This is a genomic window from Desulfallas thermosapovorans DSM 6562, assembly GCF_008124625.1.
Classification (GTDB): domain Bacteria; phylum Bacillota; class Desulfotomaculia; order Desulfotomaculales; family Desulfallaceae; genus Sporotomaculum; species Sporotomaculum thermosapovorans.
This window is the reverse complement of the sequence record NZ_VNHM01000006.1, coordinates 66,670-84,858: the sequence shown is the minus strand read 5'-3', so window position 1 is coordinate 84,858 and position 18,189 is coordinate 66,670. Positions and strand designations below refer to the sequence as shown.

The window sequence follows — 18,189 nt, the reverse complement described above, 5'->3', positions numbered from 1 at the left end:
TTTGTTGCTGTTGAAGTATAATTAAAGATAACCGGCTGTCAATATGCCCGTCTAGATATATGGTTAAACGAGGGTTTTATGGATACGCGCAAAATTATTGATTTAAAAGATTTCAGAAATAAGGATAACCCTTCCGGACATGAAATTTTGCCCCCGAGCGGCAGTCCAAAACGGCGGTTTGACGAGCGCAAATGGCTTATTTTAGCCATGTTGCTGCTTGTTTTTATTTGTCTAATGCCTACGCCCGAAGGGCTTTCCAAAGAAGGTAAATATGCCATCGGCCTGTGGGTATTTGTGGTGGTTTGTTTTTTGACCGAAGCTGTTCCACTCCCCATGACCGCCATGATAATTGGCTCTTATCAGATTATCATGGGTATCAGTGCATACCAGGAAGTGCCGCGTACTTTTATGGACGATACCGTGGTATTTATTATGGGTGTGCTGATGATGGGGGCCATGCTGGTTAAATATAATATACATAATAAGCTGGCCATGTACATGCTCAGCATATCCGGAACCAGGATTAGCCGGGTAGTGCCGGGTATGGTTGCTTTTTGTGCTTTAAGCGCCGGTTTCATCACCGAGCATGCTACGGTGACCATTATGCTACCCATAGGTGTAGGCATTGTATCCTTAAGCGGGGGTATTAAAAAAGTACCCAATCTTGGCAAGCTGATGATGCTGGCCATTGCCTACGGGGTGATTATAGGCGGAGTGTTTACACCTTCAGGCGGTGCCCGTAACGCTCTGATGTTAAGTTATTTAAACAGCCTGGGGATCAATATGGGTTACGGCCAGTGGATTTTGATGGCCTTCCCGTTTACCTTGCTGATGATACCCCTGGTGTCTTTTTGGCTGCTGAAATTGTTTAAACCTGAAGTTAGTGATTTGGAGGAAGTATTGGAAAGGATACAGCAGGAAATTGATGCCGACGGCCCTATGACTGTCCGGGCGAAACTTGCCCTGGCCATATTCCTTTTGGTGGTGGCGGGTTGGGTGTTGTTCAGCCGCCAGTTGGGGGTGGGTAATATAGCCATGATAGGCATCGTCGCGGCGACTGTATTAGGTTTGGTGGACTGGAGTTATTTACAGCAAAGAACCCAGTGGGGCGTGGTACTCCTGTATGCAGGGGCCATATCCATGGGCAAAATGCTGGTGGCCACCGGTGCGGCGGCCTGGTTGGCCGCTCAACTGCTTGATGCCGCAGCCGCCATTGGGGTGACTATGGGTCTATCGCTGCTGGCTGTAACTACCGCCATAACTGCGTTTACCACCAGTACCATGGCTGATGGGCCGACCGTGGCCCTTTTGGGGCCGGTTTTTATCCAGGCGGCGGAATTGACCGGTACCTCTCCCAGCGCCATTGGGGTGGCCACCTCCTTGGGATCGGCCCTGTCGTATTTGCTGATCATAGCCACTCCGGCCAATGCCATAGTTTACGGGCCGGGGTTTTTAAAGGCATCGGATTTTTTAAGGGCGGGCAGCCTGTTGTTTATACTATCCCTTACGCTTATAGTGGTTGGCCTGGCGGGTATGTGGTGGCACTTGCTGGGAGTCTGGTAACTGCAAATTTTAAATGAAAAAAAGTGACAATATTAATGGTGCCTGGTACTTATGATTAATAATTCAAACTATTTAAACTATTTAAATCTGCCTGGTGAAATATTGCACAAAGACTATGGATGTGATATATTAAGTTTAAATAGATAAAGTGTTTTCCCCATGGAAAACATAGCGAGAGGTAGTGCTTAAAAGTGGTGAAAACCACGGGGTAAAAATTATAAGCGTGATGGCCGGTGGTAATGTGCCAGTAGCGATCATATTATTTAATTAAACGTATAATTGTGTGGTTATATTTTTATACGGCAAGGTGGTGATTCTAGTGTTTTTCCGGAAAATAACCAGCCGTAGTAACGGTAAAGAATATACCTACCTGAAATTAATAGAAAATTACAGGGAAGGCGATAAGGTCAAACAACGGGTTATTGCTAATTTGGGCAGTATGGATAAGCTGACTCCAGATAAGGTTAGCGGGTTGATTGCCGGCTTATCAAAAATATGCGGAGTTTCCCGCCAACCCGGCAATTTGGAAACTAAAAAAATATTACGCTATGGAGAAGTCCTGGCTATTCATAGAGTATGGGAACTGCTGGATGTTGATGGGATTATTCGGGATGTTGTGGCAAGTCCGAACAGGGATGACGAATCAATAAATATACCTTTGCTGGTTGAATTGATGGCCATTAACCAGGTTATTCAACCGCAACACAAACAGGCCATCAGTGATTGGTATAAATGCCTGTATATGCCGTCACTGTCAGGAAAGGAACTATCCGCGCAACATTTTTACCGGGCACTGGATGTGGTTGCCGATTACAAGGAAGAGCTGGAAAAAAGATTGTTTGAAAAATTAACTTCCTTGACGCACATTAATACTGACCTGGCGTTTTGTCGCCTCACCACGGGTATGATAGAACCGGCACCCAGGATGGAACTAAATTTGACAGCATACGGTAAATATATCATAGGGGAACCTGAAGAATATCAAAAGGTGGACTTCGGGTTGCTGGTTAGCCGGGATGGTATGCCTTTAGGACACCGCGTTTTGCGAGAATCTTCGGATGATTGGGAACTGAGAAGTGTGATGGATTACCTGAAGGCGAACTTTGATACAGATAGGTGTATTTTTATAGGGGAGCGCAATATTATGAGCAACCCTAACCTGGAAATTTTAGTTGCCCATAATTATGATTATATTATTGGCAGTAAATTAATGACCAGGCAAAAAAGAGAGCTATTTATTAATGAATGGTATGCAAACAGGCATGAATTTCAGGAAGTATCTGAGGACTTGTGGTTCAAGGAAATTAGGGATGGCGATATCAGGTACCTCTTATGCAGTAACCCCACGGGATCAGAGCAAGTGAAAGCTCTTCTCGGTGAAAGGTTGCACGATATAGAGAATGAATTAAGAGCTGTTCAAAAGGCAGTGGAAGATAGGCGTGGTATTAACGGTAAGCCGGCATTCAACAAAAACCTGCCTGTTTTTAAAGATAGCTATTGCCGTAAATACTTCGAATGGCATTATAATGAAAATGCTAAAGAATTTAGTTTTCGGCGCAGAGATGATTTGCTGGAGCAGGATGGTATGTTGGCCGGAGCTTTTCTTCTGGAAAGCAACAATAATTTTCTTAGAGGTCAAGAGGTAATTAAAGCTTATACAGGACTTGCCCTGATGGCGGAATCATTCAGGGAAATCAAAAACTTCGAGCCGTGGCCAAATTTGCTGCACGCTGAACTTAAAGTATCAGCTAATATATTTGTCTGTGTTCTGGCTGTTATTTTGGAAAAATTTTTGGAAAGGTTGTTGCGGCAAGCGGGACTAACATTTGATGTGCGTCAAGCACTGCTTATGCTGGAAGATATCAAGATTGTTATAAACCAGTTGGATGATCAGGAATTTAAATCATTAACCCACATTTCCAAACACCAAGATGATATATTAAATGCCATTGGCTTGCCTAAAGAACATAGAACCGTAGTTTAATACGCCAACGGGAATTTTATTTATAGTTGTCTGGTAACGGACAGCTATTTTTTTCTGTTTTGGTTTGTTGAAAGATTCTCAAAAAGAGCCACCGAAAATTTGTAAATTTTAAACCCTACTTTTACACAACATATTAACACAACCTGGCACCATAATTCAATAGTTTTTTAAAAATTTTTGTCACGGAATTTGTCACCACTTACAGCGGGCGGTGTAAATCACGGCTTGTTCCCCCCATTGTTAATCGGCTATGGTCTAATACCAGGCGGCTTTTTTGGTGGTTGAATAGAAAAATAAAGCGACATCTGCTATTATAAAATAAAAGTAAGGCATGATGACAGGGGGTAGATTTGTGTCGGTTGAATTCAGGCGCCGCCTATTATTTATCGGGCTGGCCGCGTTTGTCGCCGGCGTAATGTTTGCCGGGGGTTGTCTTCTGGTAAATGACGGGCAAGGAGACGGAAACGGGGCAAAAAATATTTTGCTCGGCAATAAGACAAACGCCGAACAGGTCGTTCCAGGAGTGAGTGCCGGCACCATAGCTGAAATCGTCAAGAATGCCGGGCCTGCCGTGGTTAAAATAAATGTAGAAAAAATAAACCGGGGAACCCGTAACGACCCGTTCTGGGATGATCCGTTCTTCCGTTATTTTTTCGGTTCTTCCGGGCCGCAGCCCCGCACGGAAAGTGGTTTGGGTTCGGGGTTTATAATATCCCCTGACGGCTATGTTTTAACCAATGAACATGTGATATCGGGAGCCGATAGAGTGATGGTGGAGATGCAGGATAATGAAAAACAATATGAGGCCAAATTGATAGGCGCGGATTATGATCTGGATTTGGCGTTACTAAAAATAGAAGCCGGCAAAGACTTGCCCCATTTAGAATTGGGGGATTCCGGCAATATCCAGGTTGGTAACTGGGTTATTGCCATAGGCAACCCCTACGGTTTTGATCATACCGTAACAGTGGGAGTGATCAGCGCCAAGGGAAGGCCGGTACCCGTGGAGGGAAGATATTACAAAAATTTGCTGCAGACCGACGCCGCCATTAACCCCGGCAACAGCGGTGGTCCATTGCTGGATTTGCATGGTGAGGTGATCGGCATTAATACTGCGGTGGCCCAAGCTCAGGGGATTGGTTTTGCCATACCTACCAGCACGGTTAACGACGTGCTGGGAGAGTTGATGGAAAAGGGTAAGGTGATTCGGCCGTGGTTGGGTATACAAATGCAGGATCTGACTCCTGAACTGGTGGATTATTTTGGTCTAGCCAGTGACGACGGGGTTGTGGTGGTCGGTGTTGTGCCGCAAAGTCCTGCTGCCAGTGCGGGTCTGCGCCAGGGTGATGTGATTTTGGAGATAAATGAGAAACCCGTCAAGAACTCCGAGCAACTGGCGGAAGAAATCCAAAATGCGGGTGTGGGGCAAAAAATACTGCTTCGGGTATACCGGGAACACAGTGCCCTTTATGTTACTGTTCAAGTGGGAGAGAAGCCGGCAAACCTGCAATAGGAATTTACAATACCGGCTTTGGTATGAATGCTTTTTATGCTTTGCTTAAACCTCCAAACCCGGTGCCAGGTGTAACAAAAAAACCTCCGGTTTTAAACCGGAGGTTTTTGTTTGGCCATCCAACTTTGCAATTCTTTGCGCATTAACTTGCCGGATGATGTTTTGGGTAAATTGTCTACAAAGCGGAAATAGCGGGGTATTTTATACTTGGCCATTTTATCCTTGCAAAAGGTCTTCAGTTCCGCTTCGGTCATTTCGTGTCCTTCCCTGGGCATGATATAGGCTAATATCTCCTCGCCCATTACCGCGTCCGGGACGCCCACCACGGCAACTTCAAATATGCCCGGGTGGTCGTAAAGCACTTCTTCAATTTCACGGGGATTAATATTTAACCCGCCGCGGATAATAAGGTCCTTTTTGCGATCTACTATATAAATGTAGCCGTCATTGTCCTCATAGGCCAAGTCGCCGGTGTGAAACCAGTCGTTACGCATAAGCCATCGCGTTTCCTCTTCCAGGTTTAAATACCCTTTCATTACGTTGGGACCGCGGACAACAATTTCACCTACCTGGCCTTTTGGTACTTCGCGGTCTTCGTAATCAAATATCTTGACTTCCACACCAGGAATGGGTTTGCCCACAGATCCCCTTTTGCCGGACTCGCCAATAAAGTTAATAGTTACCACCGGAGATGTTTCAGTTAAACCATAGCCTTCGACAAGTGATATGCCTAACTTTGAAATCATTGATTCATAAAGTCCCGGCGGTAGACTGGCACCACCGCAAAGGGCTATGCGCAATGATTTAACATTGCATTTGTCGAGTTCCGGGTACTTCAAAAGCAGGCTGTACATTGTGGGCGTGCCAAAGAAAAAGGTGATCTTTTCCTCAGCTATTTCCTTCAAAACTTCCTCTGCACCTCTCCAGCCCTCCTGTATAACAAGGGTGCCACCTGAAACAATTGTACCATTCATTACGCAGGTCTGGGCAGCCGCATGGTAGACAGGTGCCGTCAGCAGGGCGCGATCTGCCGGGCTTAAGGAACAAACCTGGGCGAATGTCAGTGCATTGCTATAAAGATTATAGCTGGTCAGCATTGCCCCTTTGGGTTTTCCGGCCTGGCCGGCGGTATACATGATTTCAGCCACATCTTCATGGCTGTATTTTACTTCTTGAAAAGCAGCAGTTCCCTTTTTATTAATTTGTTCATAAGTGAAGATGTCCTCTTTTTCAGGGTCGCAGCTGTTAACAATTATTCCGGCCGGGATTTTTATTGTCCGGCTTATTTTTTCAAATAATTCCTGTTTTTCCGGGCAGGTTATTACGGCGGCCGGCTGGCAGTCCTTAATAATTACACCCATTTCATTAATGGTATAATGAGGGTTGACTGGCACCACGATACCCTTCATGCGCATTATGGCGTAATAAGCAATGACGTATTCCGGGCAATTACGCATGGCTAACAGTACCCGGTCACCCGTTTTAATGCCCAGTTGCTTTAAGCCACTGGCCAACTGGCTGACCCGGGTATCCAATTGAGTGTAGGTCAATCTTTGGTTCTTAAAAACAATGGCTTCCTGACCCGGGGAAACCCTTGCTATTTCTGCAAGCCTTGTAGGCAGGTTCATGTGGATACCCTCCTTGTTGTGCCGGAGATAGGGGTTATAAGCGATTTATCCTGATATATGATGAAATATATTATGAAGCCTGTATCATTATATTTCCTATTACATGGCATACAATATGATTCTCTATAAAAGTGCGGAAATCCTTCTTTGTTAAGATATTGTAAGGTCAAATGCTTTATTGTAATAATTCGTGTAACCCTGGTTTATCGATGTTTTGCTATTTTACTTTAAATGTTCTAATTTAATGTTGACATATTGGGTGTTTCTTGATAATATATATTTGATTAAGTTTCAAATTGCTCCTTTGCCGAATCGAACAACGATAGGTTGTCCATATTTAATGGGCAGCCTATTTTTTTACACCACCCAAGTAAAAGATTAAAACCAATGACAAATAATAAAACCACATTAATAAAAAGATGTTATATATCGCTATTCTCGCAAAAAAAGCTTGCTAAAAAATGTGGTGACAAGGTAAAATATAATCAGGTATCCCAAACCGAAAAGATTAATTTGTGAAACACTAGACTTTAGTTAATGGGTTTTAGGTTTGCAAAATTTGCTTTTCGGCATGAAAACGGTTCCTGATTTTCAGGAGTTGGTTATTATATACGAAAAGGGTGGTGAGTAAAAATGTCGAGTATATCCCAAACAAGTAATCACGGTTTTGAGTTGGGAATAGCAAATGTAATGCAGCACTTGTTAAAATCTTTGGAAGGTTTTTTTAGTGCACCAAATATTACAAAGAAAGCTCGCATTTGGCACGGCAACTTTTCTTACCCCCTGATACCCAATACATCAATTCGAAATTTTTATAATATGCCTCCCGTAACATCAATTGATACCGGTGATTGCTATATATGTGTTTTTGAAGCTATAGGGTACCAGGGGAATTACCGGATTATCGGACCGGGAGAGAAGGTGCAGTTAAACGATTGTAGCTCCCTGGTGGTTAGTAGCCAGAAATTCTCCGTGGCTTCGATACGCCATAATGCCAAACCTCCTGCGGGGTATTGGGAAATGGACGGTCCAACTTATCTGGCGCGTTTTTCCTCGGGCTATCGGTACGCTTAGTTGAAATACAGTAAGATATATATACAAAATAGATAAAAAAAACTGCCGGCATTACTGCTGGCAGTATAGTAGCGAGAGGGAACCGGGTTAGCTTGGTCGGGCCTTACCCGGTTTCGTTAAGCTTGAACCTTTTGGGCCGATTTGGTGGCGGTAATGCCGAAACCATCAGCCAAAAAGTAGATGGCGAAACCGTACCACATGGTATACACAACGTAGAAGACCAGTAACAAAATGACAACTGCTGCATAGTCCGCAACCTTTTTGGGTTCAATGCCATAGTAATTGTAAGAGGGTTCCAGGGCTTTTTGCATGACACTCTGGATGGCAGCAGATTCCGCGAAACTTTGCTGCTTCTCCAGGGCAGCGCTTATGGCCTTAAATGAAGTGTGCCAGCCATAGACTGCAACCTTGGCCTCCACACCATAACTGCCGGCAATCCGGTCACCCTGGTTGTTGTACATGGCATCGCTGTCAGCAATGGCTGCTTTAAGAATACCGCCAAGATCGCCACTCAGGGTGAGTTCAGTGCCGCTAACGCTGATATCAGCGCCGGCAGCGGTGTAAAGTTTTTCCCAGGTTTGAGCTTGGGTGTTATCAGCCGCCGCGATCGTCACATTAATTTCATGGCCGGTCATCTGATCCGCCTTCCCCATTTCTTCTTCAATAAAGTAGGCGGAGCCCTTGGAAAGCGAGTTAAACATGTCATCGGCATATTCCAGGCCGTTTCGGCCGTTGCCGAAGGAAGGCGACATTATAAAGGCGAACACAGCCATAAATGAAAACATTAACACAATACCCAGGGTGAATGTTTTCTTATTGGTGATCATGAAGTCATTCCCCCTTTCCGCCGGAGGCCAGTGCTGCTTCTTCCCGCAATCTGGGTACGCTCTTGATAAATACCCCTATGACCCAGGCGGCAAAAATTCCGACAATGGCAAAGAAGACAACTGCGCCAATCTGTGAAATAAGGCTAACTGTTCCAGAGCTTATTGAAATATAGCCCATTTGCTGGAGGTTTTTGGGCATATCAAACAGCCTGTTTACAAAGCCCGCCAGGATGGTGATGGCGTAAAAACCGTTAATAGTGGCACCGGATACAACCTTGGTGGTCATGGCCCCCACTTGAATGCCCAGCAGGGAACCCACCAGCATGCCCATGGCCAGGGTGTAGAACACATAACCGTAAATTGCATACTGGGTAATGGCACCAAAACCGGCGGTAAAGATAATTTGCAAAATATCAGTGCCTACAGTGGTAAAGGATGATACGCCGAGGCCATATACGAACATGGGGAAGGTTAAAAAACCGCCGCCTACACCCATGATCGCGGCCATGAAGCCGACGATGGATCCGCAAATAGCCACGAATACGCCGGAAATTTTCCTGCCGCCGGGATAGATATCCTGGTCAAAGGTTATCATGGGCGGAATCTTGGCTGATTGCATTTTTCTTGCTATACTGGTAAGATCGGTAGATCCTCCGCCGTGACCGTGGGCATTGCTGGAATTTCCGGATTTTCTGGATCTGAAGAAGTCGCTTAATGCATAAATGGCTAAGAAGCCAAGCATAATAACATATACGGTATTTATTACAAAACCACTTAATGCAGGGTTCATGGTAAAAAGCGCCCTGTTCAGCATGCCGCCTGCGGTAACTCCCAGCAGTGAACCGCATAAGAATGCTATGGCCAAACCAACATGGACGTTGCCAAGTTTTTTGTGCACCACAGTGCCCATAATGGATTTGGCAAAAATATGGAATTGGTCGGTACCTACGGCCATAATCCCTTTAACACCCATGGTCATCAGGGCGGGGGTGATGATAAATCCGCCGCCGGCGCCTACACACCCTGTGATTAGACCTGCGGCAAGACCCACCAATATGGAGCCGTAAAAGATGGTCGGGTTATAATATGAAGGACCGTAAGCTGATTTACCTCCGATTATCTCCGGTAATCCGGTGCCGCTTGCGGCGTGGGCAATGGCCGGGATAATTACAGGCAAAAGCATAACGAATAAAAGGAATACTCTTTTGCGATCTCTTAATATGGCGTTGGAGTTTGCTATCTCCCACCGGGCATATGACCTTGAGGCCTGCATCATGCCCTCGTAGACTCTCCTCATGGGTTTGCCCCCCTTTTTTTAAACGATTGAAGATGAATAACGGTTAATACTGAAATATCCAAATCGATAACTGTGGTATCTACTCCGGGGTCAAGGGGTCCCCGGGGCAATGACAAAAATTCTAATTAAATGAGTCCTTAACCCCTAATTTGATTGGGCTAAGATGGTGAAAAATTTCACAAATGTAGTGAAAAAAAATACTTCTTTCTTCTTGTCATTATCACTTCCCTTCCGGCTTATTGCAAAGGTATCCTTGTTCATACCTCCCCCAAATGGCTATTCCTACTCAAGTACCCACGCTTGACATGGAGTTGCTTTAGTGAACAAATGAGCCGGTTATTACCTAATTGATTACTTAATAATAAGTATATATATGTCACTACATTTGTCAACAGGCACTTGTAAAGTTTTTCACAATCAATTGAAATTTTTTTACCTTGTTACCTTGGTAGATGGTTTTTCTACAGGCTTGCAGTACTTCCGTTGGTAATATATACTTTTTTCAAGAATGTTACCGTCTTACAACGGTGTTATATGAGCGGGGGGATTTTTTTGCATGTCGAGCAAGGTCCAATAAGGCCGCCCAGCGAGGCATCCAGTTTGCTTATTCGGGTTACCAGAAATTGCCCTTGGAACAAATGCGCTTTTTGCAGCACTTATAACGGCAAACAGTTCAGCAGGCGTGCGATTGAGGAGATCAAGCGGGATATAGACACGCTGGCCATGGTAACCGAACAGGTCAGACAGATTTCCCGGGACAAGGGATGGGGAGGACGAATCAACGGACAGGTGGTAAGTGAGGCGGGGGCCGTTTATGGTTATCTGCATTACCATGTGGCCTGGTGGCTATATCAAGGTGCGAAAAATGTTTTCTTGCAAGATGCCAATTCGCTTATCTTAAAGACTTCTGATTTGGTGCATATTATAAAGTATGTGCGGGCCACCTGGCCATCGGTGGAAAGAATAACTACCTACGCCAGGGCTGACACTGCCTCCAGAAAGAACCCCGGGGAATTGCGGGAATTGCGGGAGGCGGGGCTGGTTAGGATACACATGGGTATGGAATCGGGTTCTGATATAGTATTGAAAAAGGTCCGCAAGGGGATTACCGCCAAACAGTTGGTAGAAGCGGGCCAAAAAATTGCAGCGGCGGGTATATCCCTCTGCTGGTATATCATACCGGGTTTAGGTGGCAGGGAGCATTCCCGGGAACATGCCCTGGAAACCGCCGCCGTAATTAACCAGGGAAAACCGGATTTTATCCGTTTTAGGACACTGGCGGTGCGCAAAAACACACCATTATATGAAATGATGTTAAGCGGTGATTTTACGCCATTAGATGAGGATGAAGCAGTGACAGAGCAGCGGTTGCTGCTGGCATCATTATCAGGGGTCAATGTAACGGTGGTCAGTGACCACGTTTTAAATTTACTGCAGGAACTTGAAGGTACCTTACCCGCTGACCGGGAAAGGCTTTTGGGTATTATAGATCGCTACCTGGACATGACACCGAAAGAAAAAGCGATTTTTCAGCTAGGCAGGCGGGCCGGGGTTTTTGTAAATATGAATGACATGCGGGACCGAAACAGAGTTGGGTATGTGGAGAATTTGCTCAACAAAATAAACAGCCCGGAAAAACTACAGGCGGAGTTGGCCAGGATGCGTCGCCAATTTGTGTAATGTCTGGCTCCGGCGGTTATGGTGCGGGTTGTATATTGGCACGGAGGGATGAATTTGTCCAACAGAAACGGGCATGATAAGCAAAGCGGGCCTAAGAAAATAATCATTGGCCGCCTGGCTGTTGATCCGGTATTTTTACTTATCTTTTTGTTTTTTACGGGCTGTTCGTTACTTATGTTTTTTATCATGTGGCTGGCCGGTTAACTGCATATCGTAAACCCGTTTGGTTAAACTAAATTAGTTGCCAAACGGATTTTTTTGTGTATAAATTCGGTATTCAAGAGACTATAACGTCATCGCGGAGCGTCATATTCTACTTTTTGAGATAAGGTGAGCCAATGCAATGCAAAATGAAATACGGGCATGGCGAACTGAGCCTTGACCTGCCTGATAATCACGTGCAAAGCGTAATTAAACCTTGTTTCCCTCAAATAGACGACCCCTGGTCTTTGTCTGTGGCGGCTATGCAAAATCCCATTGCTTCCCCGGCGCTGTCCCAGCTGGTTAAAGAAAGACGCCCGGAGCAAGTTGCCATAGTTGTTAATGACCACACCCGCCCCACTCCGTACCGTTTCCTGTTGGCTGCCCTGTTAAGGGACCTGGAGGAGGCTGGAGTTAATAAGACTGCCATAACTTTTGTGGTGGCCACCGGGGCGCACCGGGGCAATACTGGGGAAGAACATGCCCGGTCACTGGGACCGGCGGTGCAGGGTTACAGGATTATTAATCACGACTGCCGGGGTGAGCTTGTTTATATGGGTATGTTGAGCAACGGGTGTAAACTGGGGGTAAACCCCCTGGTGGCCGGGGCGGATATGCTTATTCTCACCGGGCTCATCGCGCCCCATGAGTTAGCCGGTTTCTCCGGGGGACGTAAATCAATTCTCCCCGGGGTGGCCGGTATGGAAGCCGTGTCGGCCAATCATGCATTACTCACCACAGGGGGCATAGGTGCGGGAAAACTGGATGGTAACCCTGTGCATCGTATCATGATGGAAGCAATGGGTTTGGTCCGGCCCGATTTTATTATCAATGTTGTGGCGGATAGCGAGCACAGACCGGTTCAGGTGGTGGCCGGTGACCCCGAAAAAGCCTGGCTGGCGGGGGTTGATTTGTGCCGCAAGGCAGTGCAAGTGAGTGGCGAAAAACAGGCTGAGGTGGGATTAGCCAGTGCCGGGGGATATCCCCGGGATATTAATTTATACCAGGCCATTAAATCCATGCGCAATGCGGCCAAGCTGATTACCGAAGGAGGGACTCTGGTGATTTGCGCCCAGTGTGCCCAGGGGGTGGGAAATGCTGTGTTGGAAAACTGGGTCGCTGGGGCCAAAAATCCCCGGGACATTACTGCCAGGCTGAAAAAAGGATTTGTTTTGGGAGGCCATAAAGCATACTTGCTGGCCGAGCTGGTGGAAAAAATCTCCGTGATTTTGATTTCTTCTATGCCTGGACACACGGTGCGTAACTTTTTTATGACCCCGGCTGCGGATTTTGAAGAGGCGTTAAAAATTGTTACCCGCAAGCATGGCGATAATTACCGGGCCGTCGTTATGCCCGAAGCGGCATTGATAATGCCCGGGATCTAATATGATATTGTTTGACAAAGATTTAACCGTGGAGTAAAATTTTAGCAAACGAATGTGATATATGTCGCAAATAGTATACAGAAAGGTGGTGACAGGCATAAAACAGCGGGTGTTTTATGCCGGGCAGGTGCGTATTGGCATTAAAACGAAACTGGCTTTATTTTCCACGGTAATAATAGTTATTTTAGTATTATCAATTGGTTATCTATCGTATAATAAATCCGGGGATATGCTGTTTAAATTTACTGAAGAAATGCTTTTGAATAATGGTAAAATATATGCTGATATGATAGACAAATATATCTATGAGCGCAGCCGGGATGTGCTGATTATGGCCGAACATCCTTTATTAATGGATGCCAAGGCCCCGGCGGAGGAAAAGTCGGCCCTGCTCAGTAAATTTAAAGCGGATTACGGACACTATGATACCATTTCCCTGACAGATACAAAGGGGCTGCAGATTGCTGATAGCGACGGTACTGTGGGGATGATGAAAAATGAATTGGAATGGTTTAAATCCGCCATTCAAGGTAATTTGTACATATCTGATGTTAGATTATCCATTGACTTGCAAAAACCGATTATAAATTTTGCCGGTCCGGTTAGGGATGATGACGGCAATATTATCGGCACAATTACTACCCGTTTGATATTGGAGGACAGTATTTGGGCCATGGTGGACGAATTTGCCGTTGCCCAGCAAGAGGCGGGTAAAAGCGGGTATGCTTATATTATTAACAAAGAAGGAGTATTTATGGCACACCCCGTAAGGGAAATGATCTTGCGGGACAATGTACTGCAATTGGGTGTGGAAGAGCTGGCGACTGCCGGTCAAAAAATGATCCGGGGCGAAAGCGGTTTTGCACGTTACTCCTTCGAAGGGGTGGATAAATATGTGGCCTATGTCCCCCTGGACGGCTGGGGCGGCTATGAGGGTATGGGGTGGTCCATAGCTCTCACTTCACCGGTAAATGATTTTCTTGCCCCTGTATATAGCCTGCGTAATTATATCCTGGTACTGGGAATCGTCGCGGTACTGGTGGGACTGGCGTTAATGCTGGTGGTTGCCCAAAAAATGGTTCAGCCCATCAATGAAATTTTGGATAGCGTCCGGCAGGTGGCCCGGGGGGATTTAACTAAGCAAGTGCGGGTCAATACAGCCGATGAGATTGGTGACCTGGCGGGTGGCTTTAATCAAATGATTAACAGCTTGCGGGACATAGTGGCCAAAGTACAGGACAATTCCTTCAAACTATCTTCCCACAGCCAGGAATTGGCCGCTTCCGGGCAACAGGTGAGTGCAGCCATGGAAGAGGTGACCGGGACCACCGGTGAGGTGGCGGCCACCTCCCAACAAAGCGCGGACAATGCCCGGGAGGCCGAAAAGGAATCGATGCGTATGCGGGAGGTGGCCGGGGAAGGCCATGCCGCTGTGAGCCAGGCATTGGATAAAATTAATATCATTGCCGAAAACAGCAAAATGCTCTCCGGGGCAGTGGAGGATTTGGGGCGTCAATCAAATCGTATTGGTCAAATTACTGGTGCCATTATCGACATAGCTGAACAGACAAATTTGCTGGCTCTCAATGCTGCCATTGAGGCTGCCAGGGCAGGGGAGCACGGCAGGGGATTTGCAGTGGTGGCCGAAGAAGTACGTAAACTTGCTGAACAGTCCGGACGGGCCGCCGATGAAATTACCGGTCTGATTAAGCAGGTGCAAGGAGGTGTGGATAAGGCTATAGCGGCCACGAAACAGAGCGTGTCCGGAGTGGAAGAAGGGGTTGTGCTGGCCGGTAAAGCAGGAACGGCGCTGGACGAAATAACCCGTTCAATAATCAAAAATACCGATATGATCAAGAACCTGGCTATTAGCTCGGATCAAGTCAATGAGGGTACCCAGCAGCTTTCTTCAGCCAGCCAGCAAATCTCTTCCACCATACAGCAGCTGGCCGGTGAAGCGCAAGAACTGGCCGACATTGCCCTGGAATTGCAGCAAATGGCGGCCAAGTTTAAAGCGGAATAAGCAAAAAAAAATTACGATGGCGAAACTCAGCCAGCCCGCTGATAAATAGGGCGTTGCCTGACAGTCGGTTTGACGGACTTGAACCAATTAACTTAGTTTCATACAATGTCGAAATGTTGCATCACTGAAGAGAGAAGTGACCGGTATTTATAAGGAGCCGTATACGTGGCCCGTGCGTACCGTTCTGTAACAGGGTTGACGCCGCAGCTAATTACTGCGGCGTTACTCTACTGACATATATATTTTTTGTGCTACCCCGGCACGTCCCGGTAAAACTAGTGTTCAGGGTGGCGGGATACCGCCAGCAGGTAAATTTCCTGCCCGGCGCCGGCATTATTTAATTCTTTTTCGGCGCTAATCAAGCGATTCAACTGTTCCTGGCTTAAATTGGCCACTTCCATACCCTTGGTGTCTATATTGGCCATACGGGCACCTCCTTCTAGGGTTATATTAAATTATCTCGAACCAATGGTTATATTTTTACCCGTTGGACAAGTTTTTATAAAAACATATTGACCGTGGTACAACTTAAAAATATAATATGAATGAGAACGGTTTTCTTTATCACCGACTGGAGGATTTTACATGACGCTGGATAAAGTGAAACGGGGCGATTTGATTAGAATTATATTCATTGGCAACTCCGGGATTAAAGAAAATGCACTGCGCATGGGTATTAATGAGGGATCTGTTTTAACTTGCGCGGAAGTAATACCCGCCGGTCCGGTGGTACTGGGCAAGCACAGGCAGGAAATAGCCATTGGCCGGGGTCTGGCGCAAAATATCCATGTCGAGCTGTTGGCCCGGGCGGGAGAGGCCAAAGCGATTGCTTCCCAATTGACAAGCGAATCGTGTTAAATATAATTAAATAATAAACCCCGGTTTACCGGGCTTTTTTATTGTTTGGATGTTGTGCCCCGGAAATGTAAAATTTTTTGCCAAGGACGGAATTAGCCATGCATAATTACAACAAAAATAGCAGAAAAAATACTAATGGCCCGGAACAAAAAAGAATAGTACTGGTGGGTACCCCCAATGTGGGCAAATCTGTTTTCTTTCACCGGTTAACCGGTCAGTATGTAGATGTCTCCAATTTCCCGGGTACCACCATGGAATTTTGCTGTGGTAAGTGGGAGGAGAACTTCCTGATAGATACCCCTGGGGTATACGGGCTTTCTTCCAACACATCCGAGGAATCACTGGTGCGGGACGCTGTGCTGACTGCTGATGTGGTAATAAACGTTGTGGATGCGGTGCACATTGACCGCGATCTTTTTCTTACCTGCCAGCTTGCCGACATGGGTATTCCCATGCTGGTGGTATTAAATATGGTTGATGAACTACTGGCCCGGGGGTTGGAGATAAATTTGACCAAACTGGAAAATTTGCTTGGTGTACCGGTGGTGCCAACGGTGGCCACCAATAATGAGGGATTGGATACACTCAGCCAGCGCTTGAGCCAGGCTTGCCCCGGACAGCCGTCAGTTATGGTGGCAAGATTACTTTCGTCGAGCTATTTGGGTTTACCACGGGGGGAAGCGCTATTGGCGCTGGAGGGAGATCCCGAGGTGGCGGCCCGCAATAATGTGGCTCCCGGTGGTGATAGGGAAAAAATATACGCCGACCGGAGGGCGCGGGCCAATGGGATTACCGCAGCCGTTCTTGTTGAAAGATCCGCTGACGTGGCCTTTGCCACCCGGTTGGGGCACTGGTTGATTCGCCCGCTGACCGGTATCCCGGCGCTGCTAATAGCCCTGTGGTTGTTTTATGAGCTGGTGGGAGTGTTTTTTGCCCAGACAGTGGTTGGCTATACCGAAGGTATTTTAATGACCAATTATTACGAACCGTGGATACGTTCGCTATTGGGCCGCTTTATTGATCTCAAATCTTCCCTGGGGACTATACTGGCCGGGCAGTTTGGTCTTTTGACCATGGCCATTACCTATGTACTGGGGCTGCTGTTGCCTCTGGTGCTTGGTTTTTACCTGGTGCTGTCAACCCTTGAGGACTCCGGTTATATGTCCCGGATAGCTATTTTAATGGACAGGTTAATGGGTTATCTGGGACTGAACGGACAGGCTGTGGTGCCAATGGTGTTGGGTTTTGGATGTGTAACCATGGCTCTAATTACCACCCGCCTGTTGACCACCGAGCGGGAACGGCGCATTGCCACTTTTTTACTTGCCCTTACAGTGCCCTGTTCCGCCCAACTGGCCTTTGTGGCCGCTATTCTGGGCGCTTTGGGGCCGGGTTATATGCTGTTATACGGGCTAATTATTTTTAGCCTGATGGCCGGGGTGGGTACTTTGCTGAACCGGTTTATGCCCGGAGGCAGCGTGCCGCTGCTGTTGGACTTGCCTCCGCTGCGCTTACCCAGGTTGGATAATGTGCTGCTTAAATCCTGGACCAGAACCTTTAGTTTTATTAAAGAGGCGTTTCCTGTTTTTTTGGGGGGCGCGCTGTTGTTGAGCATTTTGAGTATTACGGGGCTAATTGAAAAAATTCAACGGCTCATGGAACCATTGACTATGGGGTGGCTGTACCTGCCCGGTGAAACGGCGAGCGCTTTTATCATGGGATTTATTCGTCGTGACTTTGGTACTGCCGGTATTATGGAAATATCCATGGATCCATTGCAAATTTTTGTGGCCCTGGTTACATTGACCATGTTTGTGCCCTGTATAGCCTCGACGCTGGTTATCTATAAGGAGCGGGGATGGCGGGAAGGTACAGCGATTTGGTTGTTAATTACAACGCTGGCTTTTGTGTGCGGCGGGTTGTTGACCCGGGTGTTAAATTTTGCCCATGGTATGAACCCGGTCATGACGTTGCCTCTTACCGCACTGATCATATTGACAGTACTTTTTGTCATCGTGTTTATTGCACGAAAAAGGCAAACTATTGGTTGATGAAATAACCTGTGGTAAAATTACAGGTGGATATCGTCATTGAAACTAATCAGTCAGGGGAAAGAATAGCTTGGTAAATAAAGTTATTGCTTGGCCGGTTTTCAT

Annotated in this window: 14 protein-coding genes; 10 read left to right on the top strand and 4 right to left on the bottom strand. The window is 46.5% G+C overall.

The features are described 5' to 3' along the window. Positions 1-78 precede the first annotated feature (78 nt). The 3 genes from LX24_RS06690 (at position 79) to LX24_RS06680 (ending at position 5,060) form a co-directional block, all read left to right on the top strand. Entirely contained in the window at positions 79-1,563 is a 1,485-nt protein-coding gene (locus LX24_RS06690; protein WP_166511371.1) for an SLC13 family permease, read from the top strand. A 319-nt stretch (positions 1,564-1,882) separates the two neighbouring features. Beyond that, on the top strand, positions 1,883-3,547 hold the full coding sequence (locus LX24_RS06685; protein WP_166511370.1) for an IS1634 family transposase: 1,665 nt from the start codon (positions 1,883-1,885) through the stop codon (positions 3,545-3,547). A gap of 352 nt (positions 3,548-3,899) precedes the next feature. Then, positions 3,900-5,060: a S1C family serine protease gene (locus LX24_RS06680; RefSeq protein ID WP_341473556.1), complete on the top strand. Its 1,161-nt coding sequence runs from the start codon at positions 3,900-3,902 to the stop codon at positions 5,058-5,060. Between the two features lie 92 nt (positions 5,061-5,152). Here the strand turns inward: LX24_RS06680 and LX24_RS06675 are convergent, their stop codons facing one another. After that, positions 5,153-6,688 (bottom strand): class I adenylate-forming enzyme family protein, encoded by a 1,536-nt coding sequence (locus tag LX24_RS06675; protein ID WP_166511369.1) that lies wholly within the window; start codon positions 6,686-6,688, stop codon positions 5,153-5,155. A gap of 633 nt (positions 6,689-7,321) precedes the next feature. On the opposite strand from LX24_RS06675, the gene LX24_RS06670 reads away from it, so the two are divergent. After that, the gene (locus tag LX24_RS06670; RefSeq protein WP_166511368.1) at positions 7,322-7,762 is read left to right on the top strand and encodes a hypothetical protein; all 441 of its coding nucleotides are present in this window, start codon (positions 7,322-7,324) and stop codon (positions 7,760-7,762) included. A 116-nt stretch (positions 7,763-7,878) separates the two neighbouring features. On the opposite strand, the gene LX24_RS06665 is transcribed toward LX24_RS06670, so the two are convergent. Further along, positions 7,879-8,589 carry a hypothetical protein gene (locus tag LX24_RS06665; protein WP_166511367.1) on the bottom strand — a complete coding sequence of 237 codons (711 nt, stop codon included), beginning with the start codon at positions 8,587-8,589 and terminating at the stop codon, positions 7,879-7,881. Positions 8,590-8,593: 4 nt separating this feature from the next. Beyond that, positions 8,594-9,886 carry a sulfite exporter TauE/SafE family protein gene (locus LX24_RS06660; RefSeq protein WP_166511366.1) on the bottom strand — a complete coding sequence of 431 codons (1,293 nt, stop codon included), beginning with the start codon at positions 9,884-9,886 and terminating at the stop codon, positions 8,594-8,596. Positions 9,887-10,438: 552 nt separating this feature from the next. Here LX24_RS06660 and LX24_RS06655 point away from each other — a divergent pair. The 4 genes from LX24_RS06655 to LX24_RS06640 all read left to right on the top strand — a co-directional run bounded on the left by LX24_RS06655 (position 10,439) and on the right by LX24_RS06640 (position 15,175). Further along, complete coding sequence (locus LX24_RS06655; RefSeq protein ID WP_243131648.1) at positions 10,439-11,566, top strand: radical SAM protein; 1,128 nt, start codon at positions 10,439-10,441, stop codon at positions 11,564-11,566. Between the two features lie 54 nt (positions 11,567-11,620). After that, a complete protein-coding gene (locus LX24_RS06650; protein ID WP_166511364.1) occupies positions 11,621-11,770 on the top strand; it encodes a hypothetical protein in 150 nt (49 codons plus the stop codon). A 134-nt stretch (positions 11,771-11,904) separates the two neighbouring features. Continuing rightward, positions 11,905-13,152: a nickel-dependent lactate racemase family protein gene (locus LX24_RS06645; RefSeq protein ID WP_166511363.1), complete on the top strand. Its 1,248-nt coding sequence runs from the start codon at positions 11,905-11,907 to the stop codon at positions 13,150-13,152. Between the two features lie 61 nt (positions 13,153-13,213). After that, positions 13,214-15,175: a methyl-accepting chemotaxis protein gene (locus LX24_RS06640; protein ID WP_166511362.1), complete on the top strand. Its 1,962-nt coding sequence runs from the start codon at positions 13,214-13,216 to the stop codon at positions 15,173-15,175. A gap of 275 nt (positions 15,176-15,450) precedes the next feature. Here LX24_RS06640 and LX24_RS06635 read toward each other — a convergent pair whose 3' ends face one another. Further along, entirely contained in the window at positions 15,451-15,600 is a 150-nt protein-coding gene (locus tag LX24_RS06635) for a hypothetical protein (RefSeq protein ID WP_166511361.1), read from the bottom strand. Between the two features lie 160 nt (positions 15,601-15,760). Between LX24_RS06635 and LX24_RS06630 the strand changes: the two genes are divergently transcribed. Together LX24_RS06630 and feoB are read left to right on the top strand one after the other, a co-directional pair. Beyond that, positions 15,761-16,033 (top strand): FeoA family protein, encoded by a 273-nt coding sequence (locus tag LX24_RS06630; RefSeq protein ID WP_166511360.1) that lies wholly within the window; start codon positions 15,761-15,763, stop codon positions 16,031-16,033. 98 nt (positions 16,034-16,131) lie between these two features. Then, on the top strand, positions 16,132-18,084 hold the full coding sequence (feoB, locus tag LX24_RS06625; RefSeq protein ID WP_166511359.1) for a ferrous iron transport protein B: 1,953 nt from the start codon (positions 16,132-16,134) through the stop codon (positions 18,082-18,084). Positions 18,085-18,189 lie beyond the last annotated feature (105 nt).